This is a genomic window from Streptomyces parvus (genome assembly GCF_014648875.1).
Lineage (GTDB): Bacteria > Actinomycetota > Actinomycetes > Streptomycetales > Streptomycetaceae > Streptomyces > Streptomyces parvus.
The window spans coordinates 694,263-716,256 of record NZ_BMRY01000003.1; the positions used below are offsets into that span (position 1 = coordinate 694,263).

General features: G+C 73.8%; 2 protein-coding genes. Both read left to right on the plus strand.

The genetic code is table 11. The features are described 5' to 3' along the window. Window positions 1-211: 211 nt before the first annotated feature. Entirely contained in the window at window positions 212-6,439 is a 6,228-nt protein-coding gene (locus IE140_RS13510) for a non-ribosomal peptide synthetase (protein ID WP_229826781.1), read from the plus strand. Then, window positions 6,439-21,984, plus strand: coding sequence for a non-ribosomal peptide synthetase (locus IE140_RS13515; protein ID WP_150192905.1), 15,546 nt, complete (start codon window positions 6,439-6,441; stop codon window positions 21,982-21,984). The genes IE140_RS13510 and IE140_RS13515 overlap by 1 nt, the downstream gene beginning before the upstream one ends. Window positions 21,985-21,994 lie beyond the last annotated feature (10 nt).

Genomic DNA, 21,994 nt, shown 5'->3' on the forward strand with positions numbered 1-21,994 from the left:
CAATGCACATCTTTCGATATGACGATCTCGGCGGATCGAAGTTTTTCATGCGCCCATGGAGACGCAGGCCCGCGTTCGTACTGTTGATCCGGTCGCCTACAGGTACTTTCTGTGCGATTTCACGGATCCCGCAGTGTCTATTCAATCGGAGTGAATGGAAATGGCCGATCAGAACGGACTCCCATTGCCGCTGACGGCCGCACAGTCAGGAATGTGGCTGGCGCAGCAGATCAATCCGGAAAACCCGATGTACAGCATCGCGGAGTGCGTCGAGATCGCGGGGGAGATCGACCCCGCCCGTTTCGAGGCCGCGCTGCGCCGTACGGTCGCCGAGGCCGAGACGCTGCGGATCCGTTTCACACCCGGTGCCGATGGGCCCGTCCAGAGCGTCGTACCCGAGCTGGACTGGTCGCTGCACACCGTCGACGTCAGCGGGGACCCGGACCCGGCCGCCGCCGCCGAGGCGTGGATGCTCGCCCGGGTGCGGACGCCGGTCGACCTCGCCGACGGCCCGCTCTTCACCTTCGGGCTGCTCAAGCTCGCGGACGACCGCCACACCTGGTTCAGCCGCGTCCACCACACGATCGTCGACGGCTACAGCTGGTCCCTGATCGTCTCCCGGGTCGCCGCCGTCTACTCGGCGCTGGTGGCGGGCGAGGAGCCGAAGCCCGATCCTTTCGGCTCCGTCCGGGACCTGGTGGACGCGGACGCCGCCTACCGGGCGTCCGAACAGTTCACCGCGGACCGGGACTTCTGGTCCCGGCGCCTGGCGGGACTGTCCGAACCGGCATCGCTCGCGCCCCGCCCCACCGGGGTCCCCACCGATCACGTCCGGCACGCCGGCGAGGTCTCCGCCGACCGTGCCGACGCCCTGCGGTCCTTCGCCCGCGAGACCGGCGTCAGCTGGCCGGCCGTCGTCGTGGCGGGCATCGCCGCCTACCTCCACCGGGTGACGGGCGCGCCGGACGTCGTCCTCGGGCTGGCGGTGGCCGCCCGCTCCGGCAGCGCCGCCGCACGCACCCCCGGCATGGTCTCCAACGCCCTCCCGCTCCGGCTGACTCCGCAGGCCGACGCCACCGTGGCGGGCTTCGTGCGCGCGGTGAGCGACGAGCTGCACGAGGTGCTGCGGCACCAGCGCTACCGCTACGAGGACATCCACCGCGACCTCGGCATGGTCGGCGACCGCAAGCGTCTGTGGGGCCCCGAGGTCAACCTCATCATGTACGGGACGCGGCTCGCGTTCGCCGGGCGGCCCGCGACGGTACGCGGCTTCTCGATCGGCCCCGAGGAGGACCTCTCCCTCGTGGTCGACAACCGCGCGGACGGCGACGGCTTCCTCCTCGACTTCCACGCCAACGCCGACCTCTACACCGCGGACGGCCTCGCCGGGCACCGAGAGGCGCTGGCGGACTTCCTCGGCGCGCTGGCCACCGCGGCGCCCGAAGCCCGGCTGGACACGGTCGCCCTGCGGGCCCCCGACGGCTGGACCCCGCCCGCGCAGCCCGCCTCCGGGGCCGCCGAAGCGCAGACCGAGGCGCCCGCCGCCTACCGCGCCCCCGGCACGCCGCGAGAGGAGCAGGTCTGCGCGCTGATCGCCGACGTGCTCAAGGTCGACGACGTCGGCGCGGACGACAACTTCTTCACGCTGGGCGGCCATTCGCTCTCCGCGATCCGGCTGCTGAGCCTGGTCCGCGAGACCTTCGGCGTCGAACTCTCCATCCGTACGGTCTTCGAGGCGCCGACCGCCGCGGGGATAGCCGCGCACATCGAGGGAGCCGACGGCCGCCGCCGCGCCCTGGAGCCCGCGAAGCGACCCGCCGAACTTCCCCTCTCCCTCACCCAGCAGCGGCTCTGGCTGGTCAACCGGCTCCACGAGCCGAGCGGCGCCTACAACATGGGCCTCGCGCTGCGCCTCACCGGACAGCTGGACCGGGCCGCGCTCGCCGAGGCGCTGCGTGACGTCATGACCCGGCACGAGACGCTGCGCACCCGTTTCCCCGAGACGGACGGCAGGCCCCGTCAGCAGATCCTCACTCCGGAGGAGGCGGCCGGTCTGGTCGTGCTCACCGAGCAGCCGGTCACGGCCGACGAGCTGGACTCCCGGGTGGCGGCGGTGGTGGCCGAGGGCTTCGACCTGACGACCGAGCTCTCGGTCCGCCCCCGCCTGCTCGTGCTCGGGCCGCGGGACCACGTGCTGCTGGTCGTGCTGCACCACATCGTCGCCGACGGCCTCTCCCTGGCCCCCCTCGCGCGCGACCTGGGCCAGGCCTACACCGCCCGCACGCAGGGGCGGCCGCCCGCCTTCGCCCCGATGCCGGTGCAGTACGCCGACTACACGCTGTGGCAGCAGTCGGTCCTCGGCCGGGAGCAGGAGCCGGGCAGCCCCCTGGCCCGCCAGCTCGACCACTGGAAGGAGGCGTTGGCGGGACTTCCCGAAGAACTCGAACTGCCGACGGACCGGCCGCGCCCGAGCGAGCTGAGCCAGCGCGGCGACATCGTCCGCTTCGAGATCGACGCGGACCTGCACCGCCGTCTGACCGAACTCGGACAGTCCAACCGGGCCAGCCTCTTCATGGTGCTCCAGAGCGCCGTCGCCGTCCTGCTCCATCTGCACGGCGCCGGCACCGACATCCCCCTGGGAAGCGCCGTGGCCGGCCGTGGCGACGCCCGGCTGGACGGGCTCGTCGGATGCTTCGTGAACACCGTGGTCTTCCGCAACGACGTGTCGGGCAACCCGACCGTCCGTGAACTCCTGGCCCGTGCGCGGGAGATGTCGCTGGCCGCCCACGCCCACCAGGACGTGCCCTTCGAGCGGCTGGTCGAGGCGCTCAACCCGGAACGGTCGCTGGCCAGGAACCCGCTGTTCCAGGTCATGATGGACGTACAGACCCCCGCCGAGTCCACGCTGGAGCTGCCCGGCCTGGAGACCACTCCGCAGGAGGTCACCCCGGGCGTCACCAAGATCGACCTGCTCTTCGGCCTGGACGAGCGCTCGACCGGCCAGGAGAGCGCGGCGGGCATCGCGGGCAGGCTGGAGTTCAGCACCGACCTCTTCGACCGCGCCACCGTCGAGCTGATGGCCGCGCGCCTGGTGCGCCTGCTGGAGTCGTTCGTCGCCGACCCCGGGCAGCGGCTCGACCGCATCGGCCTGCTGACCCCGGCCGAACACGACCTGGTGACCAACGGGTTCAACCGTGCCCCGGTGATCGAACCGGCCCTCCTGCTTCCCCGGATGTTCGAGGCCCAGGTCGAGCGCACCCCGGGGGCGACCGCCCTGATCGAGGGCGATCTGACGCTGACGTACGGCGAACTCGACGTCCGCGCCAACCGGCTGGCCCATGCGCTGATCGCGGCCGGCGCCGGTCCCGAGCAGCGGGTCGCCGTCGTGCTGCCGCGCTCGGCGAACCTCGTGGTGGCGCTGCTCGCGGTGCTCAAGGCCGGTGCGGCCTACGTGCCCGTGGATCCCGAATACCCGGCGGACCGGATCGCGTTCATGCTGGAGGACGCCGAGCCGTCGCTCGTGATCGCCGACGCGGCGACCCGGGGCGTGGTGCCCGGCGCCCTCCCGGTGCTGGACGTGGCGGCCGACCGGTACGCCCCGGCCACGGCACCGCTGGACGGGGACCGGATGTCCCCGCTGCGGGCCGGCCACCCCGCCTACGTCATCTACACCTCGGGCTCCACCGGCCGCCCCAAGGGCGTGGTCGTGACCCACCGGTCCGTCGCCGTCTACCTGGAGTACGCGCGGCAGAACTACCCGTCGGTCGCCGACAGCGCGCTGCTGCACTCGCCGGTCTCCTTCGACCTGACCGTGACCGCGCTCTACGCGCCCCTCGTCTCCGGCGGCCACGTGCGCGTCGCCTCCCTCGAAGGGCCCGGCACCGGCGCGCCCCGCCCCGCGTTCCTCAAGGCGACCCCCTCGCACCTGGCGCTGCTCGGCATCCTGCCCGAGGAGTTCTCGCCCAGCGGCGAACTGGTGGTGGGCGGCGAGATGCTGATCGGCGAGGTCGTCGAGGAGTGGCGCCGCAGGCAGCCCGGGGTCACCGTCGTCAACGAGTACGGTCCGACCGAGGCGACCGTGGGCTGTGTCGAATACCGGCTGGGCCCGGACGACGCGGTGGACAGCGGGCCCGTGCCGATCGGCCGGCCGATGTGGAACTCCCGGATACACGTCCTGGACCAGGCGCTGCGCCCGGTTCCGCCCGGGGTCGCCGGCGAACTGTACATCGGCGGCGGGCAGCTGGCCCGCGGCTACCTGGGCCGCGCGGGACTCACCGCCGAGCGTTTCGTCGCGGACCCCTACGGCGATGCCGGCGCCCGCATGTACCGCACGGGCGACGTGGGCCGCTGGCGGGCGGACGGGGAACTGGAGTACCTCGGCCGCCTCGACGACCAGGTCAAACTGCACGGCTTCCGGATCGAGCTCGGCGAGGTCGAGGCCGTGCTCGCCCAGCACCCCCGGGTGGCGCGCGCCGCGGCCATGGTCCGCGAGGACGTGCCGGGCCACCGGCAGCTGGTCGGATACGCCGTGCCCCGGGACGGGGAGAGCGTCGACGGGGCCGAGGTGGCCGCGTTCGCGGCGGGCCCGCTGCCCGCCTACATGGTGCCGTCCGCGGTCGTCGTCGTGGAAAGCCTGCCGCTCACCCCCAACGGCAAACTCGATCGCAGGGCGCTGCCCGCGCCCGCGTTCGAGGCCGAGGAGAGCGTCGCGCCGCGCACCGCGCTGGAGGAGACGCTCGCGGGCCTCTTCGCCGAGGTGCTGGGGCGTGACTCCGTCGGCCTGGACGACAGCTTCTTCGGGCTCGGCGGGGACAGCATCGTCTCCATCCAGCTGGTGGCCCGTGCGCGGCGGCTCGGCCTGGCGCTCTCGCCCAAGGACGTGTTCGAGCTGAAGACCGTCGCCGCGCTGGCGGCGGCGGTCGCCGAGGCGGCCCCGGAGCCCAGCGCCGGCCCCGACGGGGGTACCGGCCCCCTCCCGGCCACGCCGATCATGCGGTGGCTGGAGGACCGGGGCGGTCCCGTCGACTCCTTCCACCAGTCCGTCCTGGTCCGGACGCCGCCCGAGCTCGGTGAACGCGAGCTGGCCGTCGCCCTCCAGACCCTGCTGGACCACCACGACGCGCTGCGGATGCGCCTGGACCGTCAAGGGCCCGGCGGCCGCTGGGCCTACGAGATCCCGGAGCGCGGCAGCGTACGGGCCCAGAAGCTGATCCGCCGGGCCGACATCGCCGGACTGACCGGCGACGCGCTCCACGCGGCCGTCAGGTCGCAGGCCCGCGAGGCCTGGAAGCGGCTGGACCCGGAAGCCGGGGTCATGGTCCAGGCGGTCTGGTTCGACGCCGGACCGCAGGAGACGGGCCGGCTCCTGATCGCCGCGCACCACCTGGTCGTGGACGGGGTCTCCTGGCAGATCCTGCTGCCCGACCTGCGCACCGCCTGGGAGTCGGCGGCCGTCGGGAAGGACCCCGAACCGGAGCCGGTGGGCACCTCGTTGAAGAGCTGGGCCGAACTGCTGGAGCGGCGCGCCGCCGCCCCGGCCGACGGCGAGGCCGCCCGCTGGGCCGAGGCGCTCCGGCTGCCCGCCCCCGCTCTGGCCGACCAGCCGCTGAACCCGCGTACGGACACCGCCGTGGGAGCCCGCAAGTTCACCCAGGTGCTGCCCGCCGACCGCACCGAACGGCTGCTGGCCCAGGTGCCCGAGGTGCTCAACGCGAGCGTCCACGAGGCGCTGCTCACCGCCCTGGCGCTGGCGGCCGACAACTGGCGCCGCCGCCGCGGCCACGCACCGGGCGACGGAGTCCTGATCGACGTGGAGGGCCACGGCCGCCAGGACATCGCCGAGGGGGTGGACCTGTCGCGCACGGTGGGCTGGTTCACCACCATCCACCCGGTCCGCCTCGATCCCGGGGTCCGGGACTGGCAGGAGCTCTGGGAGGCGGGCCCCGAGGCGGGCAAGGCGCTCCGCACGGTCAAGGAGCAGGTGCGGGCCGTGCCCGACGGCGGCATCGGCTACGGGCTGCTGCGGCATCTGAACCCGGAGACCGGGGCCCGGCTGGCCGGGCTCGCCCAGGCCCCGATGCTCTTCAACTACCTGGGACGCGAGGCCTCTTCCACCGACGTGTGGGGTCCCGCGCCCGAGACCGAGGCGGTCCGCGCCGAGAGCGCGGATCTGCCGCTCTCCCATCTGCTGGAGATCAACGCCGTGGTCCGGGACCACGTGGACGGCCCGCAGCTCGTCGCCGAGTGGACCTGGCCGGCCCGGGTGCTGTCGGTCGCGGACGTACGGGAGCTCGCGGAGGACTGGTTCCGCGCACTGCGTGTCCTGACCGACCACGCCGAACAGCCCGGCACCGGCGGCTACGCGCCGTCCGACCTGGCACTGGTCGACCTTTCCCAAGACGAGATCGACGGCCTCGAAGCCGAGTGGAGGACGCTGTGATGACGAAGTCGGGCCCCGAGGACATTCTTCCGCTGTCCCCGCTCCAGGAAGGCCTGCTCTTCCACGCGCTGTACGACGAGACCGGCAGCGACGTCTACACCGTGCAGGTGGTGCTCGACCTCGGCGGCCGGCTCGACGAGGACGTCCTGCGCGCCACCGCCGAGGCGCTGCTGCGCCGCCACGCCAACCTGCGCGTCGGCTTCCTGCACCCCAAGCAGAGCCGGCCCGTGCAGGTCGTCGCCCGGGAGGTCGAACTCCCCTGGGAGCGGACCGACCTGCGCGCGCTGGGCGAGGAGGAGCGCGCGGCCGAGCTGGACCGTATCCAGGCCGCGGAGAAGGCCCACCGCTTCGACCTGGCGCGCCCCCCGCTGATGCGCTACCGGCTGGTGCGGCTCGCCGACGACGCGTACCGCCTGCTGTGCACCTTCCACCACATCCTGCTCGACGGCTGGTCGACCTCGGTGCTGCTCGGCGAACTCTTCGAGCTGTACGGGAAGGGCGCGGACGTCACCAGCCTCCCGCCGGTCACACCGTTCCGCGAGCACCTGGCCCATCTGGCACGGCGGGACAGCGCGGCCGCCGAGGAGGCGTGGCGGCAGGCGCTGGCCGGTATCGAGTCGCCGACCCGGCTCGTGCGCTCCGACCCGGCGCGGGCGGTCGTGCACCCCGAGCAGCTGGCCATCGAGCTGTCCGCCGGGGACACCGCGGCCCTTTCGGCGCGGCTGCGCGCCAACGACCTGACCTTCAGCAGCGCCGTGCACGGCTCCTGGGGCCTGTTGCTGTCCGTGCTGACCGGCAGTGAGGACGTCGTCTTCGGCACGGTCGTCTCCGGCCGCCCGCCCGAGACGCCGGGCGTCGAGCGCATGGTCGGCATGCTGATCAACAGCCTGCCCGTCCGCGTACGTCTGCACGGCGGCGACTCGCTGGTGTCGGTGCTGGGGCGGCTCCAGAGCGAGCACCTGGAGATGATGCCCCACCAGTACACCGGGATGCGGGACATCCACCGGCTGTCCGGGCACGCCGAACTCTTCGACACCTACGTGGCGTTCGAGAACTTCCCCTTCGATCTCCAGAGCCTGCGGGACCTCGCCGGCGATCTGACCATCGACGGCTTCGACGTACTGGACGCCAACCACTACCCGCTGTGCCTGGTGTCGCACGTCTACGAGGGCAGCCTGCGGCTGGTCCTCAACTACCGGCCCGACCTGTTCGAGCGGGAGCAGGTGGAGGTCATCGGCGGCCGTCTGGTGCGGCTGCTCCAGGCGCTGATCGAGGACCCGGGGCGGGCGGTGTCCTCCCTCGACCTGCTGACCGGGAGCGAGCGGGCCGAGCTGGCCGCCGCGGCCGACGGCACCGTACGGCGGGAGACGTTCCCCGAGCTGTTCGCCGCGCAGGTCGCGCGGACCCCCGACGCGGTGGCCGTGGAGTCCGACGACGTGTCGTTGACCTACGCCGAACTGGACGCCCGTGCGGAGAGGCTGGCGGCCCGGCTCGCCGGCCTCGGCGTGGGGCCCGAGCAGGTCGTGGCCCTCGTGCTGGGGCGGTCGGTGGAGTCGGTCGTCGGCTCGCTCGCGGTGATGCGGGCGGGCGCGGCCTATCTGCCGGTGGACCCGGACTACCCGGCCGAACGCATCGGATTCGTGTTCTCCGACGCCCGCCCCGCCGCGGTCCTCACCACCGCCGCCCACGCCGCCGTGGTGCCCGGGAGCGAGGGCATGTCCGTACTCGTGCTCGACGGCGACGGCGACGGCGACGGCGACCACGAGGGCGAGACGCCGGCCGCCGCGGCGCCCGCGGGCCCCGCGTCCGTGGACAGCCCCGCCTACGTGATCTACACCTCCGGTTCCACCGGTGTGCCCAAGGGCGTCGTGGTGACGCACTCCGGGCTGGCCGCGTTCGCCGCGACCGAGCGGGACCGGTTCGCCGTGACGGAGTCGAGCCGGATCCTGCAGTTCTCCTCGCCGAGCTTCGACGCGTCGGTGCTGGAGCTGTGCATGACCCTGACCGCCGGGGCCGCGCTGGTGGTTCCCGGACCGGCGCCGCTGGCGGGTGAGCCGCTGGCCGAGGTGATCGCGGACCGCCGGGTCACCCACGCGCTGATCCCGCCCGCCGCCCTCGCGAGCGTGCCGGTGAGGGGGCTCGACGGGTTCTCGTGCCTGATCGTGGGCGGCGACGCGTGCTCGGCCGAGCTGGTCGAGCGGTGGGCCCCCGGGCGCCGCATGGTCAACGCCTACGGCCCCACCGAGTCCACGGTCGCCGTGTCGATCAGTGCCCCGCTGGAGCCGGCCGGCGGCGTGCCGCCCATCGGCACGCCGGTGCTCGGCACCCGCGCCTACGTTCTGGACGGATCGCTGCGCCTGGTCGCCCCCGGGGTGCCGGGTGAGCTGTATGTGGCGGGCCCCGGACTGGCGCGCGGCTATCTCCGGCGTGCCGCACTGACCTCGGAGCGGTTCGTCGCCGACCCGTTCGGCGCGCCGGGGGAGCGGATGTACCGGACCGGCGACGTCGTGCGCCGGCTGGACAACGGCGAGCTGGAGTTCGTCGGCCGCGCCGACGCCCAGGTCAAGGTGCGCGGCTTCCGGATCGAGCTGGGCGAGGTCGAGAGCGCCCTGGTCCGCGACGAGGGGGTGGACCAGGCGGCCGTGGTGGTGCACGAGGCCCAGCCCGGTGTGAAGCAGCTCGTCGCCTACGTCGTCCCCGCGGGCCCGGGTACGGTCCGGCCGCAGGCGCTTCGGGAGTCGGTCGCCGAACGGCTGCCCGACCACATGGTCCCGGCGCTCGTCGTCGAGCTGGACGCGCTGCCGCTGATGGTCAACGGCAAGCTGGACCGCAAGGCCCTTCCCGCTCCCGTGTTCGCCGTGAAGGAGGGGCGTGCCCCGGCCAACCCGCGCGAGGAGCTGCTGTGCACCCTCTTCGCCGAGGTCCTCGGGGTGCCGGAGGTCGGGGTCGACCAGAGCTTCTTCGAGCTCGGCGGCGACAGCATCGGCTCCATCCAGCTGATCAGCCGCGCCCGTAAGGCCGGCCTGCGCTTCAGCCCGCGCGACGTCTTCACCCACCGGACCGTCGAGGCGCTCGCCGCCGCTGCCAAGGAGGCGGCCGCCCCCGCCCGTCGCGCGCCCTCCGACGGGGTCGGCGGTGTCCCGCTGACCCCGATCATCCACTGGTTCAGCGAACACGGCGGCGACGTCACCCACTTCAACCAGTCGATGCCGCTGCCGACACCCGCCGGACTCGACTCGGCCCGGGTCGCCTCGGTGCTCCAGACCTTCCTCGACCACCACGACGCGCTGCGGCTCCGGCTGACCCGTATCGAGGACATCGGGGAATGGACCCTGGAGGTCACCCCGCGCGGCACCGTGCCCGCCGAGGACTGCCTCCACCGGGTGGACGTCCAGGGCGTCGGCGCGGACGAACTCGCGGCCGTCCACCGCCGGGAGGCCGCCGCCGCACAGGCGAGGCTCGCCCCGGAGTCCGGCCGCATGGTCCAGGCCGTCTGGTTCGACGCCGGATCCGACCGGCCCGGCCGGCTGCTGCTGGTCATCCACCACCTGTCGGTCGACGGCGTCTCCTGGCGCATCCTGCTGCCCGAGGTCGCGGCGGCCCTGGAGGCCGCCGCCGAGGGAGCGCCGTTCACCCCCGAGCCGGTCGGCACGTCCTTCCGCCGGTGGGCCCAGCAGCTGACCGCGGCGGCCGGCGAACCGGACCGGATCCGCGAACTGCCGCTGTGGCGCGACATCCTGTCCGCACCGGATCCGCTGCTCACCGAACGCCCGCTCGACCAGGAACGCGACACCCTCGCCTCCGCCGGGCACCTGACCCTGCGCCTGCCGGCCGAGGTGACGGAACCGCTGCTGGGCCGGGTGCCCGCGGCCTTCAACGCGCAGATCAACGACGTGCTGCTCACCGCGCTCGCCGTCGCCGTCGCCGACTGGCGGCGCCGTCAGGGCCGCGGCGACGGCTCCTCCGTCCTGGTCGGCCTGGAGGGCCACGGCCGCGAGGAGATCGCCGAGGGCTCCGACCTGTCCCGTACCGTCGGCTGGTTCACCAGCCTGTATCCCGTACGTCTCGACCCCGGCGAGGCGCCCGCCGCCGAGCTCCTCAAGGGCGGCCCCGCCCTCACGTCCGCTCTCAAGGCGGTCAAGGAACAGCTGCGCGCCATCCCGGACAACGGGATCGGCTACGGGCTGCTGCGCCACCTCAACCCGCGTACCGCCGTGACCCTCGCCAAGTTCGCCGAGCCGCAGATCGGGTTCAACTACCTCGGCCGCATCGGCGGCGACGACACCGAGGACGCCGGTCTGGGCGGCGGCGCCGACCCGACGACCCCGCTGCCGTACACGCTGGTCGTCAACGCGGTCACCGAGACCCACAACGACACGCCCCGGCTCTCCGTGACCTGGTCCTGGCCGGGCGAACTGCTGGCCGATGCCGATGTCCAGGAGCTGGCGCAGGCGTGGTTCACGGCGCTGGAGGCGCTGGTCGCGCTCGCGGACCGGCCCGACGGCGGGGGCGGACTCGTCCCCTCCGATCTGCCGCTCGTGCCGCTCCCCCAGGCGGAGATCGACCGGCTGGAGCAGGCGCAGCCGCGGCTGGCCGACGTCCTGCCGCTCTCCCCGTTGCAGGAGGGGCTGCTCTTCCACACCGAGTACGACCAGCGGGCCGAGGACGTCTACATCACCCGGCTCGCCGTGGACATCCGCGGTGACCTGGACACCGGTGCGCTCCGAGCCGCGGTGGCCGGACTGCTGCGCCGGCACGACAGCCTGCGTGCCGCGTTCCGTCACACGAGCGAGGGAACGCCCGTACAGCTCATCCCCGGCGAGGTCCGACTCCCGTGGTACCAGGCCGACTTGAGTGAACTGGACGAGGAGGAGCAGCGCACCCGGCTGGAGGCACTGCTGGTGCAGGAGAGGGCGCGCCGCTTCGACCCCCAGCAGCCCCCGCTGCTGCGCTTCACGCTGATACGTCTCGGCGCGGACAGCCACCGGCTGCTGGTCGCCGCCCACCATCTCCTGCTGGACGGCTGGTCGGCGCCGGTGCTCGCCGGTGAGCTCTTCGCCCTCTACGGCACGGCGGGCGACGACTCCGCGCTGCCGCCCGTCGTTCCGTACAAGGAGTATCTGAGCTGGCTGGCCGCGCAGGACGGATCGGCGGCCCGGGACGCCTGGCGTGAGGCGCTGGCCGGTATCGAGGAGCCGACCCTGGTCGCCCCCGCCGCCGGGGAGGCCGGGCCGAACCTGCCGGGCCGGATCGTCGACGAGCTGCCGGCCGAGCTGACCGCCGCCCTCACCGCCGTGGCCCGTACCCACGACCTCACCATGAACGCGGTGGTGCAGGGCGCCTGGGGGATCGTCCTCGCCGGGCTGACCGGCCGCGACGACGTGCTGTTCGGGGAGACGGTCTCGGGCCGTCCGCCGGAGCTCCCGGGCGTCGAGTCGATGGTCGGGCTGTTCAGCAACACCGTGCCCGTACGGGTGCGGATCGTCCCGGACCGCTCGGTCGTCGACACCCTCCGCACGGTCCAGGACCAGCGGGTGGGGCTCCTCGCGCACCACTACATCGGTCTGGCCGAACTCCAGCAGATCGCGGGCCTGAACACGCTGTTCGACACCGCGGTGGTCTTCGAGAACTTCCCGGCGGGCCCCGGGGACCAGACCCTCGTGCACGGCCTCGCCCTGACCGACGTGGACACCAAGGGCGACAACCACTACCCGCTGGGCATGGTGGTGATGCAGGACGACGAGCGGATGACCCTCAACTGGTACTACCGCACCGACCTGCTCGACCCACGCCTCGTCCAGGCCGCCACCTCGCGGCTGCGCCGGGTACTGGAGACCGTCGCCGCCGCGCCGCAGACGCCCCTGGGCCGGCTCGACCTGCTGGGCGAGGAGGAGAACTCGCGGCTGGAGGCCGACGTCAGCGGCCCCGAACTCCCCGCGACCCGGGCCGTCGTGCCCGAGCTGTTCCAGGCCCAGGCCGGGCGGACGCCCGACGCCGTGGCGCTGGCGCACGGTGACACCGAGCTGACCTACGCCGAGCTGAACCGGCGGGCCAACCGGCTGGCGCACACCCTGATCGCCCGGGGCGCGGGCCCCGAGCGGCTGGTCGCGATCGCCATGGGGCGCTCGGCCGACCTCGTCGTCACCCTGCTGGCCGTCCTCAAGTCCGGCGCGGCCTACCTGCCCGTCGACCCCGCCCTGCCGCAGGAGCGCATCCGGCACCTGCTCGACGACGCTTCGGTGCAGCTGCTGGTGACGACCCGTGAGGTGGGCGCCGCCCTGCCGGCCACGGACGTCGCCCTGCTGGTGACCGACGACGCTGACACGGCGGCGGAGACCGCGCGGCGGAGCGACGACGACCCCGTCGACGGGGACCGCACGGCACCGCTGTCGCCGGAGAACCCGGCGTACGTCATCTACACCTCCGGTTCCACCGGTCGCCCCAAGGGCGTCGTGGTCACGCACCGTTCGGTCGTCGACTACCTCGGCTGGACCCGGCTCTCCTACCCGGGCGCCGCGGGCGTCGCGATGCTCCACTCGCCGGTCTCCTTCGACCTGACCGTCACCGCCCTGTTCACCCCGCTGACACTCGGCGGCACCGTCATCGTCGCGGACCTGGAGGAGGACGACAGGCTCTCGGGCAGGCTCGCCCGGACCCCCTGCACCTTCATGAAGGCGACGCCCAGCCATCTGCCGCTGCTCGGCGCGCTGCCCGCCGCCTACTCGCCGGACACCGAGCTGCTGCTGGGCGGGGAGGCGCTGTTCGGCGAGGCGCTGACCGACTGGCGCGCACGCCACCCGGACGCGACCGTCTGGAACGTCTACGGGCCGACCGAGGCCACGGTCAACGTCACCGAGTACCGCGTCGGACCCGGCGTGGACCTCTCGGCGGGACCGGTCCCCATGGGGCGGCCCCAGGGCAACGTCCGGGCCTATGTCCTGGACGCGCTGCTGCGGCCCGCGCCGGCCGGGGTGCCGGGCGAGCTGTACGTCGCCGGGCCGTGCCTGGCCCGGGGCTACCTCGGCAGGGCCGCCCTGACCTCCGAGCGTTTCGTCGCCGACCCCTACGGACCGGCCGGCGGGCGGATGTACCGCACGGGCGACGTGGTCCGCCGGCAGGCGGACGGGAACCTCGTGTTCGTCGGCCGCGCCGACGACCAGGTGAAGGTGCGCGGCCACCGGATCGAGCTCGGCGAGGTGGCGGCCGCCGTGGCCGCCGTTCCCGACGTGGCCTCGCAGGCGGTCGTCGTGCGCGCCGGCCGGACGGACGGCGACCGCCTGGTCGCGTACGTCACCGCGGCCGACGGAGCCGCGCTCAGCGGCCCGGCGGTGCGGGACCGGCTGGCCCTGGTGCTGCCCGAGTACATGGTGCCGGAGGCCGTCGTCGTCCTCGCGGAGCTGCCGCTGACCCCGAACGGCAAGCTGGACCGCAAGGCCCTGCCGGAGCCGGAGTTCACCGTGGCGGCCGCCGTCCGCGCCCCGCGCACCCCGCAGGAGGAGATCCTGTGCGGCCTGTTCGCCCAGGCGCTCGACGTGCCCGGGATCGGCGTCGACGACGACTTCTTCCAGCTCGGCGGCAACTCGCTGAGCGCGGTGCGGCTGCTCAGCCGGGTCCGTTCGGCCTTCGGCACGGACGTCGACGTACGAGCGGTCTTCGAGGCCCCGACCCCCGCGCGGCTGGCCGCCGTGCTGGGCACGGGCGGTTCCGCCCGGCCCGAGCCGACGGCGGGCCCGCGTCCGGCGGAGATCCCGCTGTCCTTCGCCCAGCTCCGCCTGTGGTTCCTCGACCGGCTGGAGGAGGGGCCCGGCGGAACGTACAACGTGCCCATCGCCATCCGGCTCAGCGGCGCCCTCGACCGGGACGCGCTGCGCGCCGCCGTGGGCGACGTCGTGGCACGCCACGAGGTGCTGCGCACCGTCTACCCGGACACCGGGGGCAAGCCGCGCCAGCAGGTTCTGGAGCCCGCCGACGCGACCGTGCCGATGGAGTCCGTCCGGACGACGGAGACCGAGCTCGCCGGGGCTCTGCGCGCCGGCGCCCGCCGGGGCTTCGACCTGTCCCGCGAGATCCCGCTCGCCGCGACGCTGTTCGCGCTGTCGGACACGGAGCACGTGCTGCTCCTCACCGTGCACCACATCGCGACCGACGGCTGGTCGAACGCCCCGCTCGCCCGCGATCTGTCGAACGCGTACGTGGCCCGACAGGCCGGCCGTGCCCCGGAGTTCGCTCCGCTTCCCGTGCAGTACGCGGACTACACCCTCTGGCAGCGGGAGCTCCTCGGCGACGAGGCGGACCCGGACAGTGTGGCCGCGCGCCAGCTGGCCTTCTGGAAGGAGACCCTCGAAGGGTCTCCCGCCGAGCTGACGCTGCCTCTCGACCGGCCCCGGCCGGCCGAGATGTCCGCCGAGGGCGGCACCGTCGAGTTCGGTGTCGACGCCGAACTCCACGCCGCCCTCGCCGTCCTCGCGAGGACCCACCAGGTCAGCCTCTTCATGGTGGCGCAGGCGGCGCTCGCGGCGCTGCTGACCCGGCTCGGCTCCGGCACCGACATCCCCGTCGGGACCGCCACCGCGGGCCGCGGTGACGAGGCGCTCTCGGAACTGGTCGGATTCTTCGTCAACACGCTGGTCCTGCGCACCGACACCTCGGGCGACCCGGCCTTCACCGAACTGCTCGCCCGGGTCAGGAGGGCGGACCTGGCGGCCTACGCCCACCAGGACATCCCCTTCGACCGGGTCGCCGACGCGCTCAGCCCCGTACGGTCCACGGCCTTCACCCCGCTGTTCCAGGTGTTCCTCGCCTTCCAGAACCACGCGGCCCCACGACTGGAGCTGCCCGGTCTCACGGTGAGCCCCTCGGACATCGAACTGACCGCCGCCAAGACCGACCTGGGCGTGGAGCTGACGGAGACCTTCGCCGAGGACGGCGCACCCGGCGGTCTGCGCGGCCAGGTCAGCTACCGCACCGACGTGTTCGACCGGAGCACCGTCGAGACGGTCGTGGCCCGCTTCGTCGCCCTGCTCGACGCCGTCGCCGCCGACCCGGGGCGTCCGCTCAGCCGGATCGACCTGCTGTCCGGACCCGAACTGCACCGGGTCCTGGAGGAGTGGAACGACACGGCCCGCGAGGTCGAGCCGGCGCCGTTCCCCGCGCTCTTCGAGGCCCAGGTGGCCGCTCACCCCGACCGGGTCGCGGTCATCGCAGGCGACACCCGGCTGACGTACGCCGAGCTCAACGCGCGCGCCAACCGGTGGGCGCACCACTTCATCGGCCGGGGCGTCGGCCCCGAGCAGCGGGTGGCCGTCGCCGTACCGCGGTCGCTGGACTGGCTCGCGGCGACCCTGGGCGTCCTCAAGGCGGGCGCCACCTACCTGCCCGTCGACCCCGGCTATCCGGCGAGCCGGATCGCCTTCATCGCCGAGGACTCCGCCCCCGTGCTGGTCCTCACCACCGAGGACGCGGAGATCCGGGCGGCCCTGCCCGCCGGGACGGAGGTGCGAGCCGTCGACGCGCCGGACGTCCGCGCCGAGGTGGACGCGGCCCCGGACACCGATCCCGGCGACACGGACCGTACGGCTCCGCTCAGGGCGGGCCACCCGGCGTACGTGATCTACACCTCGGGTTCCACCGGCCGGCCCAAGGGCGTCGTGGTCACCCACCACGGCATCGCCGGCATGGCGGGCGCGCACGCGGAGAACTTCGACATCGACGACGACAGCCGGGTGCTCCAGGCGGTCTCGCCGAGCTTCGACGTCTCGATGGCCGACCTCTCCATGACCCTCCTCAGCGGGGCGACCCTGGTGCTGCCGGAAGGCAACCAGCAGCCCGCGGGCGGCGAACTGGCCGCACTCGTGGACCGGCACGAGGTCACCCACCTCCAGATCACCGCCGGCGTGCTGGCCACGCTGCCCCGGGCCGAGCTGCCCACGCTGCGCACGCTCGCGGTCGGCGGCGAGGCGTGCCCGCCGGACCAGGTGGCCCGGTGGTCGCCGGGGCGCCGTCTGCTCAACGTGTACGGGCCGAGCGAGACCACCGTGTGCGCCACCATGAGCCGGCCCCAGTCCGGCGCGGTACGCCCGCCCATCGGACTGCCGGTGTGGAACACCGCGGTGTACGTGCTCGACGACTTCCTGAAGCCGGTGCCCGTCGGGGTGGCCGGGGAGCTGTACATCGCCGGCGCCGGTCTGGCCCGCGGCTATCTGGGCCGTGCCGCGCTGACCTCGGAGCGCTTCGTGGCGCATCCGTTCGGCGCGCCGGGCGAGCGGTTCTACCGGACCGGAGATGTCGTACGCCGGCTGGAGGACGGCCAGCTGGAGTTCGTCGGCCGCGCCGACGACCAGGTGAAGATCCGTGGATTCCGGATCGAGCTCGGCGAGATCGAGGCCGCGCTCATCACCCACCCGGACGTGGCCCACGCCGCGGTCACGGCGCACACCGACGGGTCCGGGCGCACCCGCCTCGCGGCCTGCGTGGTGGCGGGGGGCGCGAAGGAGCTGCCCGCCCGGACGCTCAGCGGCCACCTGGCGGAGCGGCTGCCCGAACACATGGTGCCCACCGCCTACACGACGCTGGCCGAACTGCCGCTGAACGCCAACGGCAAGGTCGACCGCAAGGCCCTGCCGGAGCCCGACTTCGGGGTCCGGCCGGACGGGCGCGGACCGCGCGACCCCAAGGAGACGCTGCTCTGCGAACTCGTCCGCGTGCTGCTCGGCGTCGAGCACGTGGGCATCGACGACAGCTTCTTCGAGCTGGGCGGCGACAGCATCGTCTCCATCCAGCTGGTGAGCCGGGCGCGCGAGGAGGGACTCGAGTTCACCGCGGCCGACGTCCTGCGCCACCGCACGATCGAGGAGCTGGCCGCCGCGGCGGTCACCATCGGCGAGGCGGACGGAGAACCCGCCGCCCTCGACGCGGGGACGGGCGAGGTCCTGCTCACCCCGGCCGTGCACGCGCTGCGCGAGCGCGGCGGCCCGGTCGGCCGGTCGGTCGCCACCGCGCTGCTGAGGCTGCCGGCCGTCGGCGACCCCACCACCCCGCACACCGTGCTCCAGACGCTCGTCGACCACCACGACGCCCTGCGGCTGAAGCTCACCCGCCGGGCCGGGAACCACGTGTGGGCCCTGGAGGTACGGCCTCGGGGCGAGGTGCGCGCCGAGTCACTGCTCACCCGGGTCGAAGTGCCGGACAGCGACCCGGCCACGTTCGCCGCGCTGCTGCCGGAGCACGAGGGCACCGCCGTCGCGTCCGTCGCACCGGAAGAGGGCGTGGTGTTCCGGGCCGTCTGGTTCGACGGCGGCCCGACCGGGGAGCACCACCTGCTCCTGGCCGCGCACACCCTGGCCGCCGACACCGCCTCCTGGCACATTCTCACGTCGGACCTGCACACGGCGTGGGAGGCCGTGACCGCGGGAGCGGCCCCGAGGCTGCCCCGGGTGACCACGAGCTACCGGGAGTGGGCCGAGGGCCGCGCGGCCGCCGCCGCCGCTCCGGAGCTCATCGACGAACTCGACGCGTGGACACGGATGCTCGGGGCGGACACCGCCCCGCTCACCGGCCGGCCGCTGGATCCGCGACGCGACACCACGGGCGCCGTACGCGACATGGAACTGGCCTTCTCCACGGCGGAGTCCCGGGAGCTGCTGACGGAGGTGCCGGAGCGCTTCTCCACCGGCACCGAGGAGGTGCTGCTCGGGGCGTTCGCGGCCGCCGTGGAACAGTGGCGCGCGGAACGGGGCCTGGACACCGGGAAGGGTGTACTGGTCGGCCTGGAGGCGGACGGCCGGACCGGGGCCCACCCCGGAGCGGACCTGTCGCGCACCCTGGGCCGGTTCACGTCCGTCCACCCGGTGCGCATCGGTCACGCCGACTCGGCCGACGACGGGCAGGACGGCCAGGTCTCCGCGGGCGCCCTGCTGAAGCGGGTCAAGGAGCAGTTGGCGGACGTACCCGGCGACGGCCTCGGCCACGGGCTGCTGCGCCACCTCAACCCGCAGACGGCGCCGCTCTTCGCGGGCCTGCCCACCCCGCAGGTCCGGGTCCGCCACCGGGGCGCCTTCGCCGCGCCGCTCGCCGACGGCTCCGTGCCGCTCGGCGCGGCGAGCGCGGTCCGGGCGGTCGAGACCGAGGACCCGGACATGCCGGTGACGTACGCCCTCGACATCGACACATGGGTGACCGAGGAGCCGGACGGTCCCTGCCTGCACGCCCGTTGGACCTGGCCAGACACGGTGTTCGCCGATGCGGACGTACCGGAGCTGGCACGGAGCTGGCAGCGGGCGGTCCGGGAGATCGCCGCCGACGCGAGCCCGGCCGGTGGCGGGCACACCCCGTCGGACTTCCCCCTGGTCCGGCTCGACCAGCGGGAGATCGAGCTGCTGGAGAGCGGTGGGCGGGGACTCGACGACGTGCTCCCGCTGGCGCCGCTCCAGGAGGGGCTGCTCTTCCACTCCCTGTACGACCAGAGCGAACGCGACGTCTACACCGTCCAGTTCGGCCTCGACCTGGAGGGCGACCCGAAGACCTCGGTGCTGCGCGACGCGGTCCAGGCCCTGCTGGAGCGTCACGAGAACCTGCGGGCCGGATTCGCCTACGAGGGCCTGTCCCAGCCGGTGCAGTTCGTGCCCGCCGTTACCGAGATCCCCTGGACCGAGACCGATCTCAGCACGATGGACGCCGCGGAGCGCGGCGCCGAGGTGGACCGTCTGATGCGGGCCGCCCGGGCCGAGCGGTTCGACGTCACCCGGCCTCCGCTGCTGCGCTGCGCCCTGCTCAGGCTCGGCGCGGGCCGCGCACGGCTGGTGCTCACCCTGCACCACCTCCTGCTGGACGGCTGGTCCACGCCGATCCTCCTGGACGAGCTGATGCGGCTCTACGCCTCCGGGGGCGACCCCGCGGGCCTGCCCGAGGTCAGCCCGTACCGCACCTACCTGCGGTGGGTCGCCGGACAGGACCGGGAGTCCTCCGAGCGGGCGTGGGGCCAGGTGCTGGACGCGACGGTGCGGCCCACCCTGCTGGCGCCCGCCGATCCGGACCGCGCCCCGGTCGCCACCGAGAAGGTCTCCGCCACCTTCGAGGGCGACCTGGTCACCGGGCTGACCGCGTTCGCCGGCCGGCACGGCATGACGATGAGCACCGTCGTCCAGGGCGCCTGGGGGCTGCTGCTCGGCAGGCTCACGGGACGCGACGACGTCGTCTTCGGAGCCACCGTGTCCGGCAGGCCGCCGGAGGTGCCCGGGATCGAGCGGATGGTCGGCCTGTTCATCAACACCGTCCCGGTCCGCGTCGGCCGAAGCGCCGACGAGCCGGTGGAGGACATGCTGGTACGGCTGCGGGACCAGCAGGTCGACCTGATGGCCCACCAGCACGTGGGGCTGGTGGACCTGCAGCGGATGGCCGGACAGGGCGAACTGTTCGACACCCTGCTGGTGTTCCAGAACATCCCGGCCGACGGTGCGGGCTTCGGCGGCGACGCCGACCAGGTGCGCGCCGTGGACCTGGAGATGAACGACGCCACCCACTACCCGCTCACCCTGGACGCGGGACTCTCCGGCGACCAGCTGCACTGCCGGCTGGGCTACCGCCCCGACCTGTTCACCGTGGAGCAGACCGAGATCGTCCTGCGGGGGCTGCGCGAGGTGCTGGAGGCCATCGCCGCCGGCCCGGAGCGCCGCATCGGCCGGCCGGCCGATGACCCGCTGGCCCGCTGGTGGGACGGCGTACGGGCGGAGCTGGAACAGCGGGTCGGGCACGGTGCCCCGGAGACCGCCGAGGACGGGGCACAGGCCTCGGACGGGGAGCGGGCCCTCGCCGACCGGGAGGCCGTCCTGGCCGGGCTGTTCGCCGAGGTGCTGGGCAGCGAACGGGTCGGTCTCGACGACGACTTCTTCGAGCTGGGCGGCGACAGCATCGTCTCCATCCAGCTGGCGGGCCGGGCCCGCAAGGCCGGTCTGCTGGTCAGCCTGCGCGATGTGTTCAAGCACCGGACGGTCCGGGCTCTGGCGAGGGTCGCCCGCGCCGAGGAGGACCTGCCCGGAGCCGAGAGCCCCGAGGACGCCGTGGGCGAGCTGGCGCTCACCCCGGTCATGCTCGACCTGTACGAACGGGGCGGACCGACGGACGCCGTGCACCAGGCGGCCCTCCTCCAGATGCCGGCCGACTGCGACGAGGAGCGGCTCGCGGCGACCCTGCAGGCGGTCCTGGACCACCACGACATGCTGCGTGCGCGCATCGTCGACGAGCCGTCGGGGCGACGCCTCGACATCGCGCCCCGGGGCGCCGTCCGCGCGGCCGGGCTGATCAGCCGGGCCGACATCTCCGAGGTGGCCCAGGCCGATCTGATCGGGGTGGTCGCCGACGCGCAGACCCGGGTGCAGACCCAGCTCTCGCCGGCCGACGGCGACCTGGTGCGGGCGGTCTGGTTCGACGCCGGACCGCGGCGACCGGGGCGGCTGCTGCTCCTCGTGCACCACCTGGCCGTCGACGGGGTCTCCTGGCGGGTCCTCCAGGAGGACCTGAAGTCCGCCTGGCAGTCGGTGGCTGCCGGTGAGGAGCCGCGGCCCGCGCCGGTGGGGACGTCGTTCCGGCGGTGGTCGGGGCTGCTCGCCGAGCAGGCGACGTCACCGGCTCGCACCGGTGAGGCCGAGCTGTGGCACTCCGTGCTCGCCACTCCGGACCCGTTGCTCGGCACCCGGCCGCTCGACCCCCGCCGCGATGTGGCGGACTCGGCACGGCAGTTGACGCTGTCCCTGCCGCACGCGGTGGCGGAGCCGCTCCTCGGGCGCGTGCCCGCGGTCTTCAACGCCGCTGTCGACGAGGTCCTGTTGACCGCGCTCGCCCTGGCCGTCGGCCGCTGGCGGTCGGAGCGCGGGCTCGGCGAGGGCACCGCTGTGCTGGTGGGCCTGGAGGGCCACGGCCGTGAGGAGATCGTGGACGGGACGGATCTGTCCCGCACGGTCGGCTGGTTCACGAGCCTCTACCCCGTCGCCGTCGACCCCGGGGCGCTGCCCGAGGGCGAGGCGTGGCCGGGCGGCCCGGCTCTGGGCGACGCGCTGAAGCGGGTCAAGGAGCAGCTGCGGGCGATCCCGGACAAGGGGATCGGCTACGGCCTGCTGCGGCATCTGAACCCGGACACCGGACCGGACCTCGCACGCCGTCCGGAGCCCCAGCTCGGCTTCAACTACCTGGGCCGGTTCGACGCCGCCGACGCGGAGGCGGCCGTGGCCGAGGACTGGGCGGCCCCGCCGGAGGCCACCGAGACCCTGGGCAGCGGGGGCGACGGCGCCAGGCCGCTGCCCCACGCGCTCGGCCTGAGCACCGTGGCCCAGGACGGCCCCGACGGGGTCCGGCTGGTAGCCATCTGGTCCTGGCCGGGCGAGCTGTTCGAGGAGCCGGAGGTCCAGGAGCTGGCCGATCTCTGGTTCCGGACCCTGTCGGCCCTGGCCGAGTACGCGGAGCGGCCCGAGGCCGGTGGCCTCACCCCCTCCGACCTGTCCCTTCTGGACTTCTCGCAGGACGAGCTCGATGAATTCGAAAGTGATCTGAGCTGATGGAAGGAAA

Coding starts and splice junctions, on each gene's coding strand:
- IE140_RS13510 (WP_229826781.1), top strand. CDS start 212: ATGTGGCTGGCGCAGCAGATCAATCCGGAAAACCCGATGTACAGCATC.
- IE140_RS13515 (WP_150192905.1), top strand. CDS start 6,439: ATGACGAAGTCGGGCCCCGAGGACATTCTTCCGCTGTCCCCGCTCCAG.